This is a genomic window from Arthrobacter sp. ES3-54 (assembly GCF_029504395.1).
GTDB lineage: Bacteria > Actinomycetota > Actinomycetes > Actinomycetales > Micrococcaceae > Arthrobacter.
In genome coordinates this window covers 179,710-200,733 of record NZ_JAQFIF010000003.1, presented here as the reverse complement: position 1 = coordinate 200,733, position 21,024 = coordinate 179,710, and the positions used below count along the sequence as shown (strand labels likewise).

At 67.3% G+C, this 21,024-nt stretch carries 16 protein-coding genes; 6 read left to right on the top strand and 10 right to left on the bottom strand.

Annotated features, from left to right (window positions below):
* Window positions 1-45: 45 nt before the first annotated feature.
* The 10 genes from mmsB to M2428_RS06765 all read right to left on the bottom strand — a co-directional run bounded on the left by mmsB (window position 46) and on the right by M2428_RS06765 (window position 12,918).
* Entirely contained in the window at window positions 46-1,335 is a 1,290-nt protein-coding gene (mmsB, locus tag M2428_RS06810) for a multiple monosaccharide ABC transporter permease (protein WP_277525018.1), read from the bottom strand.
* Between the two features lie 5 nt (window positions 1,336-1,340).
* Window positions 1,341-2,870, bottom strand: a complete 1,530-nt coding sequence (gene mmsA / locus M2428_RS06805) for a multiple monosaccharide ABC transporter ATP-binding protein (protein WP_277525016.1) — start codon at window positions 2,868-2,870, stop codon at window positions 1,341-1,343.
* 106 nt (window positions 2,871-2,976) lie between these two features.
* A complete protein-coding gene (gene chvE, locus M2428_RS06800; RefSeq protein WP_277525014.1) occupies window positions 2,977-4,125 on the bottom strand; it encodes a multiple monosaccharide ABC transporter substrate-binding protein in 1,149 nt (382 codons plus the stop codon).
* Window positions 4,126-4,345: 220 nt separating this feature from the next.
* Window positions 4,346-5,248, bottom strand: coding sequence for an aldose 1-epimerase family protein (locus tag M2428_RS06795; RefSeq protein WP_277525013.1), 903 nt, complete (start codon window positions 5,246-5,248; stop codon window positions 4,346-4,348).
* Window positions 5,245-6,765, bottom strand: a complete 1,521-nt coding sequence (gene araA / locus M2428_RS06790) for an L-arabinose isomerase (RefSeq protein ID WP_277525012.1) — start codon at window positions 6,763-6,765, stop codon at window positions 5,245-5,247. The genes M2428_RS06795 and araA overlap by 4 nt, the downstream gene beginning before the upstream one ends.
* An 85-nt stretch (window positions 6,766-6,850) precedes the next feature.
* The gene (locus M2428_RS06785; RefSeq protein ID WP_277525010.1) at window positions 6,851-7,561 is read right to left on the bottom strand and encodes an L-ribulose-5-phosphate 4-epimerase; all 711 of its coding nucleotides are present in this window, start codon (window positions 7,559-7,561) and stop codon (window positions 6,851-6,853) included.
* Window positions 7,558-9,273 (bottom strand): ribulokinase, encoded by a 1,716-nt coding sequence (gene araB / locus M2428_RS06780; protein WP_277525009.1) that lies wholly within the window; start codon window positions 9,271-9,273, stop codon window positions 7,558-7,560. Before araB ends, M2428_RS06785 begins: the two co-directional genes overlap by 4 nt.
* Before the next feature lie 110 nt (window positions 9,274-9,383).
* Entirely contained in the window at window positions 9,384-10,406 is a 1,023-nt protein-coding gene (locus M2428_RS06775; protein WP_277525006.1) for a LacI family DNA-binding transcriptional regulator, read from the bottom strand.
* 201 nt (window positions 10,407-10,607) lie between these two features.
* Window positions 10,608-11,666, bottom strand: coding sequence for a LacI family DNA-binding transcriptional regulator (locus M2428_RS06770; RefSeq protein WP_277525004.1), 1,059 nt, complete (start codon window positions 11,664-11,666; stop codon window positions 10,608-10,610).
* Window position 11,667: 1 nt separating this feature from the next.
* Window positions 11,668-12,918, bottom strand: coding sequence for a Gfo/Idh/MocA family oxidoreductase (locus tag M2428_RS06765; RefSeq protein WP_277525002.1), 1,251 nt, complete (start codon window positions 12,916-12,918; stop codon window positions 11,668-11,670).
* A gap of 171 nt (window positions 12,919-13,089) precedes the next feature.
* On the opposite strand from M2428_RS06765, the gene M2428_RS06760 reads away from it, so the two are divergent.
* From M2428_RS06760 to galK, 6 genes are all read left to right on the top strand, one after another.
* A complete protein-coding gene (locus tag M2428_RS06760; protein WP_277525000.1) occupies window positions 13,090-14,052 on the top strand; it encodes a sugar ABC transporter permease in 963 nt (320 codons plus the stop codon).
* 12 nt (window positions 14,053-14,064) lie between these two features.
* The gene (locus M2428_RS06755; RefSeq protein WP_277524998.1) at window positions 14,065-14,997 is read left to right on the top strand and encodes a carbohydrate ABC transporter permease; all 933 of its coding nucleotides are present in this window, start codon (window positions 14,065-14,067) and stop codon (window positions 14,995-14,997) included.
* A 70-nt stretch (window positions 14,998-15,067) separates the two neighbouring features.
* Window positions 15,068-16,408 (top strand): sugar ABC transporter substrate-binding protein, encoded by a 1,341-nt coding sequence (locus tag M2428_RS06750; RefSeq protein WP_277524996.1) that lies wholly within the window; start codon window positions 15,068-15,070, stop codon window positions 16,406-16,408.
* 107 nt (window positions 16,409-16,515) lie between these two features.
* On the top strand, window positions 16,516-18,681 hold the full coding sequence (locus tag M2428_RS06745) for an alpha-galactosidase (RefSeq protein WP_277524994.1): 2,166 nt from the start codon (window positions 16,516-16,518) through the stop codon (window positions 18,679-18,681).
* Between the two features lie 31 nt (window positions 18,682-18,712).
* The gene (galT, locus tag M2428_RS06740) at window positions 18,713-19,849 is read left to right on the top strand and encodes a galactose-1-phosphate uridylyltransferase (RefSeq protein ID WP_277524992.1); all 1,137 of its coding nucleotides are present in this window, start codon (window positions 18,713-18,715) and stop codon (window positions 19,847-19,849) included.
* A gap of 5 nt (window positions 19,850-19,854) precedes the next feature.
* Window positions 19,855-21,018, top strand: coding sequence for a galactokinase (gene galK, locus M2428_RS06735; protein WP_277525519.1), 1,164 nt, complete (start codon window positions 19,855-19,857; stop codon window positions 21,016-21,018).
* Window positions 21,019-21,024: the final 6 nt, after the last annotated feature.

Here is a 21,024-nt window from a genome sequence, read left to right as displayed (position 1 = left end):
CCTCTGGAGGCCAACCCGGGTCGCAGCAGTCTGCCGTGTCCCGCGCTACTGTCCGGCCGCTACCGGCACGGGACGCTCATCCGCCGGTTTCCCGGGGTGGGCATCCGCCGCGGGCGGGGCTTTCAGTTTGAGGCTCTTGAAGATCGCGGCCCCGCCGCCCTTGCCGCTGCGGTTCTTGTTGAAGATATCGAACCCGACGGCGAGGAGCAGCACCAGGCCCTTGATGAGCTGCTGGTAGTCGGTGCCGAGGCCCAGGATCGACATGCCGTTGTTCAGCACACCCATGATGAGGCCGCCGATCATGGCCCCGGCCACGGTTCCGATGCCACCTGTAACTGCGGCTCCGCCGATGAACGCCGCTGCGATGGCATCGAGTTCGAAGCCGGTGCCGCCGGCCGGCTGAGCGGAATTGAGCCGGGCCGTGAACACGAGGCCGGCCAGTGCGGCAAGGACGCCCATGTTCACGAACAGCCTGAACGTGACCGCCTTGGTCTTGATGCCGGACAGCTCGGCAGCGTGCAGGTTACCGCCGAGTGCATAGGTGTGCCGGCCGAAGACGCTGTTGTTCATCAGGGCCGTATAGACGATCACCAGGACCGCAAGAACAATCAGGACGATGGGGGTGCCCCGGTAGCTGGCGAGCAGGAAGGTGATGGTCAGCATGAGCAGGGCGATGAACGCGGTCTTGGTGACGAACCACGCCATCGGCTCGTTCTCGAGTTCAAATTTCTTGCGGATCCGGCGTTCCTTGACTGCCTGGATCACCAGTGCCAGGGTGGCGCCAACGCCAAGGATGACCGTCAGCCACTCCAGAACCGACGTGCCGCCGGAAATGTCCGGCAGGAAGCCGCCGCCCAGCGCCCGCAGCTCGCCCGGGAACGGCGTGATCTGCTGGTTCTTGAGAACGATCAGTGTCAGGCCACGGAAAATCAGCATCCCGGCGAGGGTGACGATGAAGGCGGGAATGCCGACGTACGCGATCCAGTAGCCCTGCCAGGCACCCACCAGCGCGCCGACCAGCAAGCATGCCGGAATGGCGAGCCACCATTCCCAGCCCCAGTGCACGATCATGACACCGGCACAGGCGCCGATGAAGCCGGCGACCGAACCGACGGACAGGTCGATGTGGCCGGCGATGATTACCATCACCATGCCGATCGCCAGGATCAGGATGTAGCTGTTCTGGACCACCAGGTTGGTGACGTTTTGCGGCTCCAGCAGGATCCCGTCCGTCAGAATCTGGAACAGCAGGACGATCAGGATCAGGGCGACAAAGATGCCAACCTGGCGGAGGCGGCTTGTCAGGAAGCCCAGGGATTCTCGGAGGGCGGACATGTTCGCTATTCCTTCTCTTTGGTCATGTATTGCATGAGGGTTTCCTGCGATGCTTCGGCGATCGGGACCTCGCCGGTGATGTGCCCGGCGGACAGGGTGTAGATCCTGTCGCAGATGCCCAGCAGCTCGGGCAGTTCGGAGGAGATCACAATGACCGCCTTTCCTTCCGCAGCCAGCTTCGCGATGATCGTATAGATCTCAAACTTCGCGCCGACGTCGATCCCGCGGGTGGGTTCGTCGAGGATCAGCACGTCCGGATCGGAGAACATCCACTTGCTCAGCACCACTTTCTGCTGGTTGCCGCCGGACAACTTGCCCGTGATGGCGGCGACCGAGGGGGCCTTGATATTCATGCTCTTCCGGTAGTCGTTGGCCACCACCGTTTCCTGGTTCTTGTCCACCCAGCCGCCCTTGACCAGCTTGCGCAGCGCCGCCATGGACACGTTGCGCTTGATGTCCTCGATGAGGTTCAGGCCGTAGAGCTTGCGGTCCTCGGTGGCGTAGGCGATTCCGTGCTTGATTGCGTCAGAGACGGTGGAGGTGTTGATTTCCGTGCCGTGCTTGAACACCTTCCCCGAGGTTGCGGTGCCGTAGCTGCGACCGAAGACGCTCATGGCCAGCTCCGTCCTGCCAGCACCCATCAGTCCGGCCAGCCCCACCACTTCCCCCTTGCGGACGTTGAAGCTGGCGTTGTTGACCACCATCCGGCTGTAGTCCTGCGGGTGCCGAACGGACCAGTCCTCGATCCGCAGGACTTCCTCGCCAATCCGTGGTTCCCGGTCCGGATACAGGCTTTCCAGGTCCCGGCCCACCATTCCGCGGATGATGCGTTCCTGGGTGATCTCGCCGTCGCCCAGTCGGAGGGTTTCGATCGTTTTGCCGTCGCGGATGATTGTGACGGCGTCCGCAATCTTGCGGATTTCGTTGAGCTTGTGGCTGATGATGATGCTGGTGACGCCCTGGCCCTTGAGGTGCAGGATCAGGTCCAACAGGTGGCTCGAGTCCTCGTCGTTGAGGGCCGCCGTCGGTTCGTCGAGGATAAGGAGCTTGACCTCCTTCGAGAGTGCCTTGGCGATTTCCACGAGCTGCTGCTTGCCCACGCTGATGTGCTGGACGGGGGTGACCGGGTTTTCGCTCAGGCCCACCCGGGCCAGGAGTTTCGCGGCCTCCAGGTTGGTCTTGCGCCAGTTCACCCAGCCGCGCTTGGCCTGTTCGTTGCCGAGATAGATGTTCTCGGCGATGGACAGGTAAGGGCTCAGTGCCAGCTCCTGGTGGATGATCACGATTCCGCGCTTCTCGCTGTCGCTGATGCTGGAGAAGTTACAGGGTTCGTTTTCGAAGAGGATGTCGCCGTCGAAGGAGCTGTGCGGGTAGACGCCGGACAGCACCTTCATCAGGGTGGATTTCCCAGCGCCGTTTTCACCGCAGATGGCGTGGACTTCGCCGCCGTTCACCTGCAGGGTGACGTCCTGGAGGGCCTTCACGCCCGGGAAGGTCTTGGTGATTCCTCGCATTTGAAGAATGGGTGTGTTCATCGCCAATTCTCACTGACTGGTAGTACCTGAGACGTCCTGCGGCTGCAGGGGTCTACGGGAAGGGTGGCGGCCGGACTCGACGACGGCCCGCCACCCTTCGACGTGGCTACTTGACGTCGGCCGCGGTGTAGTAACCGGAGTCGATGAGTTCCTTCTTGTAGTTCTCATTCGTGATGATGACGGACTTGAGCAGGTACGCAGGAACTACTTTGACCTTGTTGTTGTAGGTCTTGGTGTCGTTGACCTCGGGTTCCTGGCCCTTCAGGAGGGCGTCGACCATCTTCACGGCCTGGGCTCCCAGCTGGCGGGTGTCCTTGAAGATCGTGGAGTACTGCTCGCCGGCGGTGATGGACTTCACTGAACCCTTTTCGGCGTCCTGGCCGGTGACGACGGGCAGGCTTCCCTTGGCGTAGCCGCCGGTGCTGGTCAGGGCCGAGATGATGCCGATGGAGAGGCCGTCATACGGGGAGAGGACGCCGTCGAGCTTGGTGCCGGAGCTGTAGGCGGCCGTGAGGATGTCCTCCATGCGCTTCTGGGCCACGGGGGCCTGCCAGCGCAGGATGGCAGCCTGCTCAAACTTGGTCTGGCCGCTGGGCACCTTCAAGGTTCCGGCGTCCAGGTACGGCTTGAGGGTGTCCATGGCGCCGGTCCAGAAGAAGTTGGCGTTGTTGTCATCCGGGCTGCCGGCAAAGAGCTCCACATTGAACGGGCCCTTGCCTTCGACCTTGTTGCCGCTGGCGTCAACCAGGCCCAGGCCGGTCAGCAGCGATGTGGCCTGCTGCACGCCCACCGTGTAGTTGTCGAAGGTGGTGTAGAAGTCGACGTTCGGCGTGCCGTTGATGAGCCGGTCGTAGGCGATGACCTTGACGTTCTGTTCCTTCGCCTTGGCGAGGACGTCGGTCAGCGTGGTGCCGTCGATGGCCGCGACGATGAGGGCTTTGGCACCCTTGGTGAGCATGTTCTCGATCTGGGACACCTGCGTGGGGATGTCATCATTGGCGTACTGCAGGTCGGCTTTGTACCCGAGCTTCGTCAAGGAGTCCGAGACGTTCTTGCCGTCGGCGATCCACCGTTCCGAAGTCTGCGTCGGCATTGAGATCCCGACGAGGGAGCCGGCAGCGTCGGCGCTGGCGGCCGGCGCGGCCGTGCCGGGCCGGCTGCCGCAGCCTGTGGCCCCTACGGTCACAGCGAGGACAACCGCAACGGCGCCCAGGAGTTTCCTGATCTTCACAATTTTCTCCTTCCGCGGACCCATAGTCCGCGAAGTTGCTCCTGATCGCAGTCCTGCACGTCATCGTGCCCCTGCGGGGCGGTAACAGCGGGAGGATTGCGGAGGTCTGAATGGAACGGGGATTCAGCCTGCAAGGGAACTGCGGCTGATTGTTATCGCTAACAATATGGTCAAAGATAGCTTCTTGAAACATGTGAGTCAACGCACATTCGGCGTTTATCTCCTTCGGACCGACGGCGGGCCGTCAGGCGGCGAAGATGCGCCAGGTCACCCGGTGCGAGGCTCCGGGTTCGAGCCGCACGAGGTCCGTGCCCGTGTTGAAGGCATCCGGCGGGCACGTCATGGGTTCCACGGCGAGTCCGAGCCGGCTGGGCAGCGGCGGTTCCGCGTCCCCGGTGTAGAGCTGCAGCCAGGTGCAGCTGTGGTCCCAGGCCAGACCGACGCCGGTGCCGCCCGGGTCCCGGACCACGACGTGTGCCTGCCCGTCGCCGTCGAACACAATGTCGGTGAAGGGATGGTCGATCTCGGTGGAACCGATCACGCGTGGGTCGCCGAAGTCGTGGCCGTGTCCGTCAACGGGCCGGGTGGCGAGGGGCAGCAGCCGGTCCGGCGTCACCTCAAGGAACGTGCGCGCGGGGACCTGCAGACTCCATTGATCCAGCGGCGCCGGTCCTGCCAGCAGGTAGGGGTGCGGACAGACCCCGTAGGGCGCGGTCCGCTCCCCCATGTTGGCCGCCGTGACGGTCGTGTTCAGGCCGTCGCCGTCCAGCCGGTAGCGCGCGGTGATCGATAAGGCGAAGGGGTAGCCCGGCGCCGGCCCGATGGCGCAGGAGAGCTCCAGGGCGGATTCCGTCCAGGATTCCAGCCTCCAGTCCAGCTCCGGGGTGAAGCCGTGGAGCGAGCACCGGCGGCCTGCCTCGTTCACCGGGAGCTGGTAGTCCTCGCCGTCAAAGGTGTACTTTCCGTCGGGAATCCGGTTCGGCCAGGGTGCGATGATGACGCCGCGATAGTCCGGGTTGGGCCCGCCGGCCGGGAACGGGACAACCAGGTCCCGCCCCCGGAACTGGAACTGCCGCACCGCCGCACCGCGGGCGGTGATGACGGCGGTGTAGCCCCCGTGCCGGAGACCGTATTCGTGCCCGGTCACAGACCGCCGGCCAGCTTGTAGTAGGCGGCGTTCCAGGCCAGTTCCTTCTTGAACCCCCGGATGGTGGTGCCGTCGTCGATGGTCAGCAGCTCGGTTTGGGCGATCTCGGCGAAGTCCTCGAAGACGTCCATGCCGACGGCTGTGCTCAGGACAGTGTGGTGGGCGGCCCCGGCGGTCAGCCACGCGGCCGCTGAGGTGGCGAAGTCCGGCCGCGGCGCCCAGAGGGCGCGGGCAACCGGCAGGTTGGGCAGCGGCTCGTCGAGGTCCACGACGTCGACGGCGTTGGCCACGAGGCGGAAGCGGTCGCGCATGTCGGACAGCGCCACCACGACCCCGGGGCCGGCGTCGGTGTCGAAGACCATGCGGACCGGGTCTTCCCTGCCGCCGATGCCAAGCGGGTGGATCTCCACGCGGGGCTTGGTGGCGGTCAGGGAGGGGCAGACCTCGAGCATATGCGCGCCCAGGATCTTCTCCTGGCCCGGGGCGAGGTGGTAAGTGTAGTCCTCCATGAGCGAGGCGCCGCCGGGCAGTCCAGCGCCCATGACCTTGGCGGCCCGGACCAGGATGGCGGTTTTCCAGTCGCCCTCTGCGCCGAAGCCGTAGCCGTCGGCCATGAGCCGCTGCACGGCCATGCCCGGCAGCTGGCGCAGTGCGCCGAGGTCCTCGAAAGACGTGGTGAAGGCGGCGGAGCCGTTGGCTTCGAGGACGCTGCGCAGTCCCAGTTCGATCTGGGCGCTGTAGCGCAGCGACTCGTGGCGGGCTCCGCCGGCCCGAAGCTCGGGGGCCACGTCGTAGAGCCGCTCATATTCGGCCACCAGGGCATCGACGCCCGACTCTGACGCGCCGTGCACGGCGTCGGCAAGTTCGTTGACGGACCACGTGTTGACCGAGACGCCGAAGCGCAGCTCGGCCTCGGTCTTGTCCCCTTCGGTGACGGCGACGTTGCGCATATTGTCGCCGAAACGGGTGAGCTTCAGGGTTCGCACGGCAGCCCAGCCCGCGGAGGCACGCTGCCAGGATCCCACCTGGCGGGACACCTCCGGGTGGGACACGTGGCCGACGACGGTTTTGCGCGGGATGCCGAGGCGGGACTGGATGTAGCCGAACTCACGGTCGCCGTGCGCGGCCTGGTTCAGGTTCATGAAGTCGAAGTCGATGTCCGCCCAGGGCAGTTCGACGTTGGCCTGGGTGTGCAGGTGCAGGAGCGGTTTGCGGAGCAGGTCCAGGCCCTGGATCCACATCTTGGCCGGTGAGAAGGTGTGCATCCAGGCGGTCACGCCGATCACGGCGTCATCCGAGTTGGCTTCCAGGGCGGTTCGGCGGATGGCTTCCGAGTCGGTGAGCACGGGCTTCCAGACGACTTTCACCGGGACGTCGGCGGATGCGTTCAGCGCGTCGGCGATCTCCTGCGACTGGGCGGCGACCTGCTTGAGCACGTCCTCGCCGTAGAGGTGCTGGCTGCCGGTGAGGAACCAGACCTCGTACTGCTCGAGGGACGTGTTGTTGGCGTTGGACATGTTTTCTCCTGGGGAAGGTAGTGAGCGACGGCGGTTTCGCGGCCTGGCGGCCTGGTTGTTGGGCTTAGCGGCCTGGTTATTGGGCCTAGCGGCCGTAGACGTTCTGGTAGCGGGCGTAGAGCGAGTCGATCTGGGCCGCGTCGATCGGCAGGGGCTCGCCGAGCTGGCGGGAAATATGGACTGTCCGCGCCACTTCCTCGCACATGACTGCGGCTTTGACCGCCGAGCGGGCGTCCTTGCCCACGGTGAAGGGCCCGTGGTTCTGCATGAGTACGGCCGGTGAGGTGGACTGGGCCAGGGTGTCCACGATGCCGCGGCCGATCGAGTCGTCCCCGATCAGCGCGAACGGGCCTACCGGGATCGTCCCGCCGAACTCGTCACCCATCATGGTCAGCACGCAGGGGATCGGCTCCCCCCGGGCAGCCCAGGCCGTGGCGTAGGTCGAATGGGTGTGCACCACTCCCCCGACGTCGGGCATGTGGCGGTAGACGTAGGCGTGCGCCGCGGTGTCCGAGGACGGCGTGAGGTCCGGGTTGGCCCACTCGACCGTCGCGCCGTCGGCTCCGGAGCTGAGCGAGCTCACCGGGGCGCCGAAGAGATCGGTGACCACCATGAGTTCCGGCGTCAGCTCGTCATAGGAGACGCCGGAGGGTTTGATGACCATGAGGTCGTAGCCGGGGACGCGGGCGGAGACGTTTCCCGCCGTCCAGACTACGAGCTGGTATCGCGTGAGTTCGGCGTGCAGCGAGCAGACCTCGCTGCGGAGCCGGGCGATGGAATCCAGTAGGGTGCTCATGCGGACACTCCGGCGGTGAAGAGAGGACGGACGGCGTTGCGCTGGATGGCTTTGAGCCGGTGCATGACCTCGTTGGTTCCCCTGCCGAAGTAGTCGTGGAGTGTCCGGTATTCGCGGAACAGTTCCTCGTAGGCCGCGACGTTCTCCGGGATCGGCGTGTAGACCGCGCCCGGCGCAGCGCCCATGGCGGCCGCGGCCACCCGGATGTCCGGGTACTTTCCGGCCGCGACGGCGGCGTGGATGGCCGAACCAAGCGCCGGACCCTGGGTGGAGCCGATGGTGGAGAGCTGCAGTCCTGTGATGTCGGCGTAGATCTGCATGAGCAGCTTGTTCTTCAAGAGCCCGCCGGCAACGATGAACTCCGTGACCGGGACGCCAGAGTCGCGGAAGGCGTCCACGATGGTCCGCGTTCCGAAGGCCGTGGCCTCCAGGAGCGCCCGGTAAGTGTCCTCGGGTTTCGTGGCGAGGGTCTGGCCAACGATGATGCCGGAGAGTTCGTGGTCCACCAGCACGGAGCGGTTGCCGGAGTGCCAGTCGAGCGCGATCAGGCCATGCTGGCCGATCGCCTGGTTGGACGCGAGTTCGGTGAGATATTCGTGGATGCCCAGACCGGCGGCGGCCGCGGCCTGGTGGTATTCCGGCGGGACGCAGTACTTGGTGAACCAGCCGAAGATATCGCCCACCCCGCTCTGCCCGGCCTCGTAACCCCATAGCCCGTCCACGATGCCGCCGTCGACGACGCCGCACATGCCTGGCACTTCCCGAAGTTCGTCGCCGTTCAGAACGTGGCAAGTGGAGGTTCCCATGATCGCCACGAGCTGGCCCGGTTCTACGGCGCGCGCCGCCGGGGCGGTGACGTGCGCGTCCACGTTGCCCACCGCGACGGCGATCCCCTCGGGCAGTCCCGTCCAGGCGGCGGCCTCGGCGGTGAGGCGGCCCGCGGCATCGCCGAGCCGGCCGATGGTGTGTTCCAGCTTGGCGGAGACGAAGTTCTTGAACTGCGGATTCAGGGCGGCCAGGAAGTCCTCGGACGGGTAGCGGCCGTCCTGGTAGATCCCCTTGTAGCCGGCCGTGCAGGCGTTGCGGACGTAGTTGCCGCAGAGCTGCCAGACGATCCAGTCGGCGGCTTCCACCCAGCGGTCCATGGCGGCGTAGCCTTCCGGGTCCTCCTCAAGCAGCTGCAGTCCTTTGGCGAATTCCCATTCGGAGGAGACCAGCCCGCCGTAGCGCGGGAGCCAGCTTTCGCCCCGTTCGGCGGCCAGCGCGTTAATCCGGTCCGCCTGCGGCTGCGCGGCGTGGTGGCGCCAGAGCTTCACATAGGCGTGCGGCCTGTCCGCAAAGTCCGGCAGCTCACTCAGCGGGGTGCCGTCGGCCTTGACCGGGAGCATGGTGCAGGCCGTGAAGTCCGTGGCGATCCCCACGACGGCGGCCGGATCGATTCCGGAGTCGGCGATCGCCGCGGGCACCGCTTGGCGCAGGACCTCCCGGTAGTCGTCGGGCACCTGGAGTGCCCATTCGCCCGGCAGCCGGATGCCGGCGACGCCCGCCGTGTCCTCGGGGAGCTCGCCGGTGACCACGGCATGCGCGTAGTCGCAGACTCCACTGCCCAGTTCCTTGCCGTCCCGGACCCGGACGACGACGGCCCGCCCGGAAAGCGTGCCGTAGTCCACGCCAATGACAAATTTTTCGGTTCCGTCCAGTGAGACGTCCATCAAATCCTCCAATAGGTTCCGCAACATTGCGAACCCCCCTATTGTTAGCGCTAACAAACACCCTGTCAAGAAGCCCGGTCACGCTATGCCGGAAAAGGAAGGCTTCGGCTCTAGGAGAGCAGGGGGCGGGGCGCGGTGCTGGCGCGCACCACGAGCTCAGGCTTGACCACCAGGGCGCCGCTGCCGGCTTCGTCCTCGATCTGGGCGCGCATCAGGTCCATGCAGCGCTTTCCGAGCTCCTCGAAGTCCTGGCGCACGGTGGTCAGCGGCGGCATGAAGTAGGCGGATTCGGGCTGGTCGTCGAAGCCGACCAGGGAGATGTCTTCCGGCACGCGGATGCCTTTTTCACCGAACGCCCGCAGCAGTCCGAGCGCCATCTGGTCGTTGCTGACGAACACCGCGGTGGCGCTGCGCTGCTCTGCCAGCTGCTGCCCGATCCGGTACCCGCTGCCCGCACTCCAATCCCCCTCGACCAGAAGTTCGTCGGAGAGGCCGGCTTCCGCCAGTTCCTCGCGCCACCCGTCAACCCGGGCCTTGCCGTCCACCCAGTCCAGCGGTCCGGAGACATGGCCGATCCTCTGGTGGCCAAGGCTGATCAGATGGGCCACGGCCAGCCGCGCCCCGAGCTTCTGGTCGACCATCGCGCCGCTCAACCGCCCTTCCCCGGCACCGCCGACGACGATCACGGGGAGGTCCAGGTTCAGGTCCTCGAGCACCTGAAGTGTCCCGTCGTGCGGCACGATCACAATCATTCCGTCCGCGCCCTGGTCCGTCAGGTGGCGCACCGCATCGGAAATGGCCTTCGCCCCGGCCCCCTTGATCGCGGCAATGCTCACGAAATACCCTGCTTCGCGGGCGGCTTGCTGGACCCCCAGCAGGGTATTCGCCGGGCCGTATTGCCCGAGCTCGGAGGCGAGGACGCCGATGGTTTGGGTGCGCCGGGTCACCAGGCTCCGGGCGGCCGTGTTGCGCCGGTAGCCGAGTTCGGCAATCGCCGCCTCTACCCGCCCCCTTGTTGCCGTGCTGACGTTCGGGTGGTTGTTGATCACCCGCGACACAGTCTGATGGGAAACCTTGGCCAGCGCTGCGACATCTTCGAGTCGCGGCTGCCGCCGGTCATTGCTGTTCGCCATGCGAGGCCCCTATCGCTCCGATGCAGTCCACCTGTGTGGAAAAACCGTGAAATCAAACTGTGAAATCAACCTATGAGAGGGCACCGGACACGTGCTGGTGGCCTGCCGCTGGCTCCTGTTAGCGCTAACGATAGACCATTTGGCCATTGCCGCCCGCAGGGAACGGCGCCGGGAACAGCAACGGCGTGCGGGGCGGGGACCTTACTGCGCCGGCACGGGCGGCGCAGCGGGCACCGGCACGCAGCCGCAGGACGCCCGGAGGACCAGGTCCACGGGGAAGGTCCTGTTCCTGGTGGGTGAGCCGCCTTCGGAGTCGATGAGTGCCTCGACGGCGGCCTCGGCCATGGCCTGAATGGGCTGCGCGACCGTGCTCAGCGGCGGCCAGCTGTACTCCGCCTCGGCCGAGCCATCGAAGGAGAAGACAGCGAGGTCCTCGGGGACCCGCAGGCCGGCCTCATACACGGCGCGCAGCAGGCCGACGGCCTGCAGATCGGAGCTGACAAACACGGCGGTGGGCCGGTCCGCGGCAGCGAGCAGCCGCTGCCCGGCCCGGTAGCCTCCCTGGCGGTCGAAGTCGCAACGCACAATGGGCCCTTCCGGGAGTCCGGCCTCCGCCAGGCCCCGCTGCCACCCGATCTCGCGCGCGTCGAGGTCATTGCCGGCGTTCATGCCCATGACCAGCGCGATGTTGCGGTGGCCGTGGCCGACCAGGTGCTCAACGGCACGCCGGGAGCCTTCGAGCAGCTCCACGCCGACCGAGTTGAAGCCCGGTACCTCGCTGCTGTGGTTGAGCAGCACGGCGGGGATCTCCGAGTGCTCAAGCTCGGTCAGGTCCGGTTCGAACAGGACGCTGGAGAGGAAGACGCCGTCCACGCGGCGGCTCGCGAGGTTCCTGACCTGGCGGCGTTCGCTGGCCGCCGATCCGCCCGAGTTGGCCAGCAGCAGCGCGTAGCCGCGCGCCGCGGCGGCTTCCTCCACGGCGCGGGCCAGGGTGGCGAAGAAGGGGTTGGTGGTGTCCGGGACCACCATGCCCAGCATCTCGCTGGAGCCCAGCTTCAGGGCCCTCGCCGCGGCATTCGGCCGGTACCCGAGGGCGCTGATGGCCTCGCGCACTTTCGCGGCCGTCACCGGGGAGACCCGCTTGGGGCCGCCGTTCACCACATAGCTGACGACGGCGGTGCTGACACCGGCCAGCCGGGCCACGTCTTTGCGGGTGATCGTGGGCCTGGCGGGGGCTGGCGAATGTGGCACAGGGACCATGCTACCGCCGGAGTTCGCCAGCAAAGCCTTCCTCACTGGAGACTTGCGCGGGCAGCCGGGCGGGGGCGTCGCCGTGGTCCGGCACGGGCAATCGCTCCCCGCCGCGGAGGGCGGACTCGTGCGCCACGATGCCAGGGAGCGTGTAGCGGGCGGCTTCCCAGGCGTTGACCGGAGGCAGCGTTCCGGTGGCGACGGCGGTGGCGAAATCGTCCACCAGAAAGTGGTGGCTGCCCTCGTGCCCGTTGTGAAGTCCGCGGAACTCGGCGGGGAGCCGGCTGGCGTCGTGCACGGCGGCCAGCCCGGAGCTGAAGGCGTCCCGCAGGGCCGGTGCGACGTCGGCCAGCGCCGGATCATCGGCAGCGAGCGTGGCCCCGGTGGCCAGTTCGGCGCTGACATCGGTCACGGATTCTTTGTCCTGCCACACACTGACCGTGGCCAGCTGCTCGAAGCTGGCTTCGGTGCCGAAGTACCGGAAGCGGCTTTCGCGCAGGTGGGAGGGGTAGCCGACGCGGCGCATCTCGTTGATGCGCATGGACCCGCCGGTTGAGAGTTCGAACAGCGCGGTGGCGTTGGAGAAGTCGTTGCCGAACATGCTGACGTCCTTGTCGAACACGCCGTCGCCGCTCTCGTCGGGGACGCCGATGCAGCTGACGCTGACGGCATGGCCGCCGATCGCGCCCAGTACCCCGCCCGTGGAGTGGGTCGGGTACAGCATGGGCGGGTAGCTGGCGGTGCGCTTCCAGTCATCCCCGCCGCTGTACTGGTAGGCCTCGTAGAAGCCAAGGTCCATGTCGTGCACATAGTCGCCCTCGGCATAGAAAATGCGGCCGAAGGCACCTTCGGCCCTGCGCTTGCGGGCATACACGGTGGCGGGGTTGTAGTAGCTGGTCTCGCCCATCATGTAGGTCAGGCCCGTCTCGCGGACGGCGTCGATGATCCGGGCGATCTCGTCCTCACTGATGGCCATCGGCACCGCCGAGTAGACGTGCTTGCCCGCGCGGAGCGCCTGCAGCACTAGCGGCCCGTGCGTCCAGCGCTGGGTGAAGATCGCCACGGCGTCCAGGCCGCCGTCGAGCATGGCCTCGAAGCTTTGATATGTCCCGGCCAGGCCGAGCCGCTCCCGGAGGGCCTCGGCCCGTTCCGGCAGGACATCGGTGATATGGACTTCTGAAATTTCGGTGTGGGCGTCGAAGAGCTTGGCGAAGGCGCCTGCGAACTGTCCGGCGCCAACGATGCCTAGTGAGAACGTCATGCACGCAAGTCTCACACCAGTTTCTACTCGAGTCAATAGCTGACCATGAGCGGAAGTTTTCTACCCGGAAACGTAAAAGAAACGGTTGCGCATGGGAAAGTTACTCGTGTAGATTCGTCTTCCAGTTGTAATCCACGTCACAGCATTCATGTCACAGCGGAGGAACCACCAATGACCACCACAACTGCCCGCGGAGCCGTCCCGGCCCGCAAGGCGACCGGCACCGGAACGGGAACGGGCAATGCTGCCCCCCGCCGCCGGCGCCGACCCCGGAGCGACCTGAAGGTCGCACTCTTCTTCATCGCCCCGGCCCTGCTCGGCTTCGTTGCCTTCTACCTTGTGCCGAGCATCCGCGGCGTCTACCTCAGCTTCACCGAGTACAGCGTTCTGGGGGATCCCACCTGGATCGGCACTAAGAACTACACCGCGATCTTCGCGGACGATCTGTTCTGGAACGCCATGGCCGTGACGGTCCAGTACGTGGCACTGAACATCGGCTTCCAGACCGTGATCGCCCTCGGCCTGGCGCTCCTGATGCACAACGTCGCCAAGTCCACCTTCATCCGCGGCGCCCTGCTGCTGCCCTTCCTGGTGGCGAACGTGATCGTCGCGCTGCTGTGGTTCTGGATGCTCGACTACCAGCTCGGCATCGTCAACGAAATCATCAACTGGATGGGCCTGCCGCGCATCGCCTTCTTCGGCAGCGAGCAATGGGCCATCCCCACCATCGCCGGCGTCAACGTCTGGCGTCACATGGGATACACGGCCCTGCTGATCTTCGCCGGCCTGCAGTCCATCCCCAACCACGTGTATGAGGTCGCCTCGCTCGACGGCGCCTCCCCGACCCGGACCTTCTGGAGCATCACGATGCCGCTCCTGCGCCCTGTGCTGGTGCTGGTCCTGGTGGTCACCGTGATCGGTTCCTTCCAGGTCTTTGACACCGTGGCAGTGACCACGGGCGGCGGTCCGATCAATGCCTCCCGCGTCATCCAGATGTACATCTACCAGAAGGCCTTCGGTGAATCCGACTTCGGCTACGCCTCGGCCCTGTCCGTCATTCTCTTCGTCATTCTCGCTCTTGTGGCCTTCGTCCAGATGAAGTTCCTCAAGGGCAACGAATCGGATCTGGACTAAGGAACCCCAGCCATGACTACCTCCGCCCTTTCCCGCAAGAAGCCCGTCGACCACGCTCCCGCTCCCAGGAAGCCGGTGAACTGGCGCCGCGTCGGCGCCTGGGCCCTCGTCGCCGTCGCCGTCGTCGTGACGATCGCGCCGTTCCTCTGGATGCTCCGCACCGCCCTGTCCAGCAACGCCTCCCTGGCCTCGAACGCCAGCAACCTGCTGCCGGCCGACTTTAGCCTCGGCGCCTTCAAGCGGGTCCTGGGGCTGCAGAGCCCCGAGGAAGCCATCGCCGAGGGCGGCTCCGGCGCCGCCATCAACTTCTGGCTGTACCTGCGGAACTCCGTCATCTTCGCCACCGTCACCACCGCGGGGCAGGTCTTCTTCAGCGCGATGGCCGCATACGCCTTCTCCCGGCTCCGCTGGCCGGGCCGGAACGTGGTGTTCGGCCTGTTCCTGGCCACCATGATGGTCCCGCCGATCTTCACCGCCCTGCCGAACTTCCTGATGATCAAGAACCTGGGCCTGCTGAACACCTTCGCCGGCCTGGCCCTGCCATTCCTGTTCATGACCCCCTTCGCCATCTTCTTCCTGCGCCAGTTTTTCCTCTCCATGTCCCGCGAGGTGGAGGAGGCCGCCATGCTCGACGGCGCCAAACACGTGCGGATCTTCTTCCAGATCGTGCTCCCGAACGCCGCGGCCCCGCTGGCCACCTTGGCGCTGCTGACCTTCATCGGCCAGTGGAACGAGTACTTCTGGCCGCTGCTGGTGGGCCAGGACGAGAGCGTCCGCGTCCTCACCGTGGGTCTGGGCGTCTTCAAGTCCCAGTCCCCGCAGGGCGCCCCCGACTGGTCCGGCCTGATGGCCGCAACACTGATCGCGGCCCTGCCCGTCCTCCTGCTCTTCATCGCCTTCGGCAAGCGGGTGGTCAACTCCATCGGCTTCTCCGGCATCAAGTAACCCCGACCCAACACGCACTCCCCCGTCAACAAGCGTTCCCTCAAAGAAGCACTTCCATGAAAGGTCCACCATGAAGAAGACCCTCGGCGCCGTCGCTGCCGCCGCAGCCATCGCCATCTCCCTCTCCGCTTGCGGCGGGTCGGCCCCGGCCTCCACCGAGGCCAAGGGCGAAATCAACTACTGGCTGTGGGACGCCAACCAGCTCCCGGCCTACCAGCAGTGCGCGAACGATTTCACCAAGGCCAACCCGGACATCAAGGTCAAGATCACCCAGCGCGGCTGGGACGATTACTGGACCACCCTGACCAACGGCTTCGTCGCCGGCACCGCCCCCGACGTCTTCACCAACCACCTCTCCAAGTACCCCGAGTACGCCGCGAAGAAGCAGCTGCTCTCCCTCGACGAGGCAGTGGCCAAGGACGGCATCAAGCTGGAGAGCTACACCAAGGGGCTCCCCGAGCTCTGGGTGGGTTCAGACGGCAAGCGCTACGGACTGCCCAAGGACTGGGACACCGTGGGCCTCTTCTACAACAAGGCCATGACGGACTCCGCGGGCCTGACCGCGGAGCAGATGGCCAACCTAGACTGGAACCCGCAGGACGGCGGCAGCTACGAGAAGGCAATCGCGCACCTGACCGTGGACAAGAACGGCGTGCGCGGCGACGAGGCAGGTTTCGACAAGAACAACGTGGCCGTCTACGGACTCGGCCTGGCCGGCAGCGGCTCCGGGCAGGGCCAGACCGAGTGGAGCTTCCTCAGCGCCACCACCGGCTGGAGCGCCACGGACAAGAACCCCTGGGGCACCAAGTTCAACTACGACGACCCCAAGTTCCAGGAGACCATCGCCTGGTGGGCCGGACTGACCGAGAAGGGCTACATGCCCAAGCTCGAAACCACCGTCGGCGCCAGCCTGGCGGACAACTTCGGCGCCGGCAAGGCTGCCATCAACACCACCGGTGACTGGCTGATCGGCCAGTACAAGAGCTACAAGGGCGTGAAGACCGCGTTCGCCCCCACCCCGAAGGGCCCCGAAGGCAAGCGCGCCAGCATGTTCAACGGCCTGGCCGACTCCGTCTGGGCCGGCACCAAGAACCCGGCGGCCTCGGTCAAGTGGGTCGAATACCTCGCCTCCACCGCCTGCCAGGACGTCGTAGCCTCCAAGGCCGTCGTGTTCCCGGCTCTCACCAGCTCCTCCGAGAAGGCAGCTGAAGCGTTCAAGGCCAAGGGCACCGACGTCTCCGCCTTCACCACCCACGTCAAGGAAGGAACCACGTTCCTGTTCCCGATCGCGGATAAGGCAGCCAAGGTGGACGGCATCATGAAGCCGGCCATGGACGCCGTCCTCTCCGGCAAGAAGCCTGCCAGCTCCCTCACCGAAGCCAACGACCAGGTCAACGCCCTGTTCAAGTAAGCCTCTGAAGCCATAGCCGCCAGCGACGGCGGCGACCGGTGCGCGGGATCCCCAGCCGGGATCCCGCGCACCAGCACCTGACTTCCGCACAACTGAAAGCGAATCCCATGCACCCCGTGCACCTGCGTTCTGCCGGCACCAGCCTCCTGCTGGCCTTCGACTCCGGCGAGGCCGAAATCGTCCACTGGGGCGCCGACCTCGGCGAACACCTCCCCGATCTGGCGACCCTCCGCGGGCCCGTCCCCCACTCCGCCCTCGACATCCCCGTCACCGCCGGGCTGCTCCCGCAGGCCTCCTCCGGCTGGGCCGGACGGCCGGGCCTCCGCGGGCACCGGAATGCCGACGGCGGACCCGGCCAGGACTTCTCGCCGGCCCTGCGGGTGGTTTCCGCCCAGGTGCAGGACGGCGGCCGCAGCGTACTGATCATCCACCGTGATTCCGAGGCCGGACTGGACGTCAGCTCCGAGCTCACCCTCCACCCCGGCGGCCTCCTGGAGCTGGCGCACACGCTGACCAACAGCGGCGCGGCCGCGTACCAGCTCGAGGAACTGGCCACCGTGCTGCCGGTGCCGCGGGACGCCACGGAACTGCTCGATCTCACCGGACGCTGGTGCCGCGAAAACCATCCGCAGCGGCACGCCGTCCAGCAGGGAACCTGGGTCCGCACCGGCCGGCACGGCCGGACCGGCCACGATTCCTCGCTGCTCGTGGCCGCCGGGACAGCCGGCTTCTCCAACCGCCGGGGCCAGGTGTGGGCCACGCATTTCGGCTGGAGCGGCAACCACGAGCAGTACCTCGACAGCCTCACCGACGGCCGCCGCATGCTCGGCGCCGCGGAGCTGCTCGGCTCCGGCGAAGTGGTGCTCCACCCCGGCGGCAGTTACCGGACGCCGTCGCTCTTTGCCGCCTACTCCGGCCACGGCCTGGACGGCATCACCGAGACCTTCTACGACTGGTTCCGTGCCCGGCCGCAGCACGTGGACACCACGTCCGGGCGGGTACGCCCCGTGGTGCTCAACACCTGGGAGGCGGTCTACTTTGACCACAGCCTCGAACCCCTGCTGGAACTCGCCGAATCGGCGGCCGGGCTCGGCGTGGAACGCTTCGTCCTGGACGACGGCTGGTTCCGCGGCCGCCGCGACGATCACGCGGGCCTGGGCGACTGGTTCGTCGACGAGGGCCTGTGGCCCGAGGGCCTCACGCCGCTGATCGACGCCGTCACCGGGCACGGCATGGAGTTTGGCCTGTGGGTGGAGCCGGAAATGGTCAACCTGGACTCCGACGTCGCCCGCGAGCACCCGGAGTGGATCGTGGGCCCGTCGGCGCTTTCCTACAAGGACGGCGGCCGGCTCCCGCACACCTGGCGCCACCAGCACGTCCTGGACCTCGCCAACCCGGAGGCCTGGGAGTACATCTACGGCCGCCTCGACGCCCTGCTGCGCGAAAACAACATCGCCTACCTCAAGTGGGACCAGAACCGGGACCTCACCGAGCACGGCCGCGGCGGCCGCCCCTCCGTCCACGAGCAGACGCTTGCGGCCTACCGGCTCTTCGACGCGCTCAAGGCAGCACACCCGGACGTGGAGATCGAAAGCTGCTCTTCCGGCGGGGCACGCGTGGATCTCGGCATCCTGCAGCGCACGGACCGCGTGTGGGCCTCGGACTGCAACGACGCCCTGGAACGCCAGACCATCCAGCGCTGGACCCAGGCCATCCTGCCGCCGGAGCTCGTCGGCGCCCATATCGGACCCACCACCTCGCACACCACGGCCCGCACCCACGACATCTCCTTCCGCGCCATCACCGCACTGTTCGGCCACTTCGGCATGGAGTGGGACATCCGCGCGGCCACGGACCAGGAGCGGGCCACGCTGCGCCGCGTGATTGCGCTGTACAAGCGCCACCGCGCACTGATCCACTCCGGCAAGCGGGTGAACGCGGACACCGCCGAGCCCACCTTGAGTGTCCACGGTGTGGTTGCACACGACGCCGGCGAGGCCCTGTTCGCTGCCGTGTCCCTGGCGTCCGCGCCGGCTGAGGTCCCCGGACTGGCCTCGCTGCCGGGCCTTGACCCGACGCGGAGCTACCGCGTCCGGGCCGAACTGCCCACGCCCCTCGACGGCGACTACGCGCACACCTTCACCCAGATCCAGCCGCCCGCCTGGCTGGAAGACGGGGCCGTTGCCTCCGGCGCCTTCCTCCAGCACGTCGGCCTGCCCCTGCCGGTCCTGAACCCGGAGCACGCCCTGCTCCTGCACGTCCAGGCCCTCTGACCGCCCGGTCCCCACCCCCTGAAGGAACCCCATGACCATCATCAGCCGCAGCGACGCCCCGGCGTCGGTGTCCGCGGTCACCAGCACACGCCTCGCCGACGGGCGCGAACTCCTGTATTTCGACGATACCGACCGTCCCCGGCAGCGCCCGTCCAGGGACCGCCGCGAACTTCCCGAACGCGGACCATCCGGGGAGATCAGGTACGACGCGCTTACCGGGGACTGGGTCGCCGTCGCCGCGCACCGGCAACACCGGACGCACCTGCCGCCGGCGGACGAGTGTCCGCTGTGCCCGAGCACCGATGCGCGGCCCTCGGAGATCCCGGCGGCGGATTACGACGTCGCCGTGTTTGAAAACCGCTTCCCGTCGCTGGGCCCGGATTTCGCACCCGCTCCGGCGGCGCCGGGCTGGGGAACCCGCGGGATCGCCGGCGGCCGGTGCGAGGTGGTCGCCTTCACCCCCGAGCACACCGGGACGTTCGCCGCGCTCAGCAGCCGGCGCGTGCGCACCGTGATCGACGCCTGGGCCCACCGGACCGAGGCACTGAGCGCCCTGCCCGGCGTGGCACAGGTGTTCTGCTTCGAGAACCGCGGCCAGGACATCGGCGTGACACTGCACCACCCGCACGGCCAGATCTACGCCTATCCCTTTGTCACGCCGCGGGCCGCGGTGATGGCCGCGGCCGCCCGGCAGTTCCATGAGGCGGCGGGCGGGGCGGCCACCCTGACCGGGAGCATTTTGGCGGGCGAACGCGCCGATGGCGCCCGGATGGTGCTCGAGGGAGAGTTCTTCAGCGCCTACGTGCCGTTCGCGGCCCGCTGGCCGCTGGAAGTCCACCTCGTCCCGCACCGCCAGGTTCCGGACCTGGCGGCGCTGACCGGCGCCGAGCGCGACGAGCTCGCTGTCCTGTATCCGGACCTGCTGGGCCGGCTGGACGCTCTCTATGGCAGCCCGACGCCGTACATCAGCGCCTGGCACCAGGCCCCCGTTGACCCGGTGCTGCGCCGGTCCGGCTACCTGCACCTGCAGCTCACCTCGCCCCGGCGGGCCGCCGACAAACTCAAGTTCCTGGCCGGCTCCGAGGCCGCCATGGGCGCCTTCATCAACGACACCACGCCCGAAGAGGTCGCCGCCCGGCTCCGGGATGCCAGGACAGGAACCCCATGACCAACATGACCAGCACAGGAACGGCCCTGGCCGACGCGCTCACCGGCGCCTTCGCCGGCCACTTCGGCCGGCACCCCGACGGCGTGTGGCAGGCACCGGGACGGGTCAACCTGATCGGCGAGCACACGGACTACAACGAAGGTCTCGTCCTGCCCTTCGCCATCAACCGCAGCACCACCGTGGCCGTGGCAGCCCGGGCGGACCGCACCGTGCGCCTGGCCTCCGGGTTCCCGGGCGCGGAACCGGTCGAATTCGATCTCGACACGTTCACCCCGGACCAGGCGGCGGGCTGGTCCGCCTATCCGGCGGGCGTGGCCTGGGAGCTGGAACGCGCGGGCATCACAGTGCCGGGTTTTGACCTGTTCGTGTCCTCCGATGTGCCGGTCGGCGCCGGCCTGTCCTCCTCCGCGGCCCTGGAGTGCGCCGTCGCCCTGGGCCTGTCCGATCTCACCGGGGCCGGCCTGGGCCGCGCTGACCTGGCGGACATCGGGCGGCGTGCCGAAAACAACGTGGTCGGCGCCCCCACCGGCATCATGGATCAGTCCGCCTCAATGCTCGGCACCAAGGATTGCGCCGTCTACCTGGACTGCCGCGACCTTAGCTCCCGCCCGGTACCGCTCGGCCTGGCGGAAGCCGGGTTGGTCTGCCTGGTCATTGACACCAAGGTCTCGCACGCCCATGCCAGCGGCGGGTATGCCGCGCGCCGGGCCTCCTGCGTCCGGGGCGCCCGGGCCCTGGGTGTGGGCGCGCTTCGCGACCTCGGTGCCGCCGACTTGCCCGGGGCCGAGCGGATCCTCGACTGGGAGACGTTCCGACGGGTCCGGCACATCGTCACCGAGAACGGACGGGTGGCCCGGACCGCGGAACTGCTCGGGACGCACGGGCCGCTGGCCATCGGGGAACTGCTGGACGCCAGCCACCGCTCCATGCGGGACGACTTCGAGATCTCCTGCCCGGAGCTGAATCTGGCCGTTGACACCGCCCGCGCCAACGGGGCGATCGGTGCCCGGATGACCGGTGGCGGGTTCGGCGGCTCGGCCATCGCCCTGGTTCCGGTGGACGACGCCGATCGGGCCCGGTCCGCGGTCCTTGCGGGCTTCGACGCCCGCGGGCTGCCGGCGCCGGACGTCTTCGCGGTCCTGCCGGCAGAGGGGGCGCGGCGGCTGTGATCAGCT

Bases quoted from the DNA above. Each gene is read 5' to 3' on its own strand.
- M2428_RS06760 (WP_277525000.1), top strand. From the start codon at position 13,090: ATGACCACCACAACTGCCCGCGGAGCCGTCCCGGCCCGCAAGGCGACC.
- galT (WP_277524992.1), top strand. From the start codon at position 18,713: ATGACCATCATCAGCCGCAGCGACGCCCCGGCGTCGGTGTCCGCGGTC.
- M2428_RS06785 (WP_277525010.1), bottom strand. From the start codon at position 7,561: ATGAGCACCCTACTGGATTCCATCGCCCGGCTCCGCAGCGAGGTCTGC.
- mmsA (WP_277525016.1), bottom strand. From the start codon at position 2,870: ATGAACACACCCATTCTTCAAATGCGAGGAATCACCAAGACCTTCCCG.
- chvE (WP_277525014.1), bottom strand. From the start codon at position 4,125: ATGGGTCCGCGGAAGGAGAAAATTGTGAAGATCAGGAAACTCCTGGGC.
- araB (WP_277525009.1), bottom strand. From the start codon at position 9,273: ATGGACGTCTCACTGGACGGAACCGAAAAATTTGTCATTGGCGTGGAC.
- M2428_RS06750 (WP_277524996.1), top strand. From the start codon at position 15,068: ATGAAGAAGACCCTCGGCGCCGTCGCTGCCGCCGCAGCCATCGCCATC.
- M2428_RS06755 (WP_277524998.1), top strand. From the start codon at position 14,065: ATGACTACCTCCGCCCTTTCCCGCAAGAAGCCCGTCGACCACGCTCCC.
- M2428_RS06765 (WP_277525002.1), bottom strand. From the start codon at position 12,918: ATGACGTTCTCACTAGGCATCGTTGGCGCCGGACAGTTCGCAGGCGCC.
- araA (WP_277525012.1), bottom strand. From the start codon at position 6,765: ATGTCCAACGCCAACAACACGTCCCTCGAGCAGTACGAGGTCTGGTTC.
- galK (WP_277525519.1), top strand. From the start codon at position 19,855: ATGACCAGCACAGGAACGGCCCTGGCCGACGCGCTCACCGGCGCCTTC.
- M2428_RS06770 (WP_277525004.1), bottom strand. From the start codon at position 11,666: ATGGTCCCTGTGCCACATTCGCCAGCCCCCGCCAGGCCCACGATCACC.
- M2428_RS06775 (WP_277525006.1), bottom strand. From the start codon at position 10,406: ATGGCGAACAGCAATGACCGGCGGCAGCCGCGACTCGAAGATGTCGCA.
- M2428_RS06745 (WP_277524994.1), top strand. From the start codon at position 16,516: ATGCACCCCGTGCACCTGCGTTCTGCCGGCACCAGCCTCCTGCTGGCC.
- mmsB (WP_277525018.1), bottom strand. From the start codon at position 1,335: ATGTCCGCCCTCCGAGAATCCCTGGGCTTCCTGACAAGCCGCCTCCGC.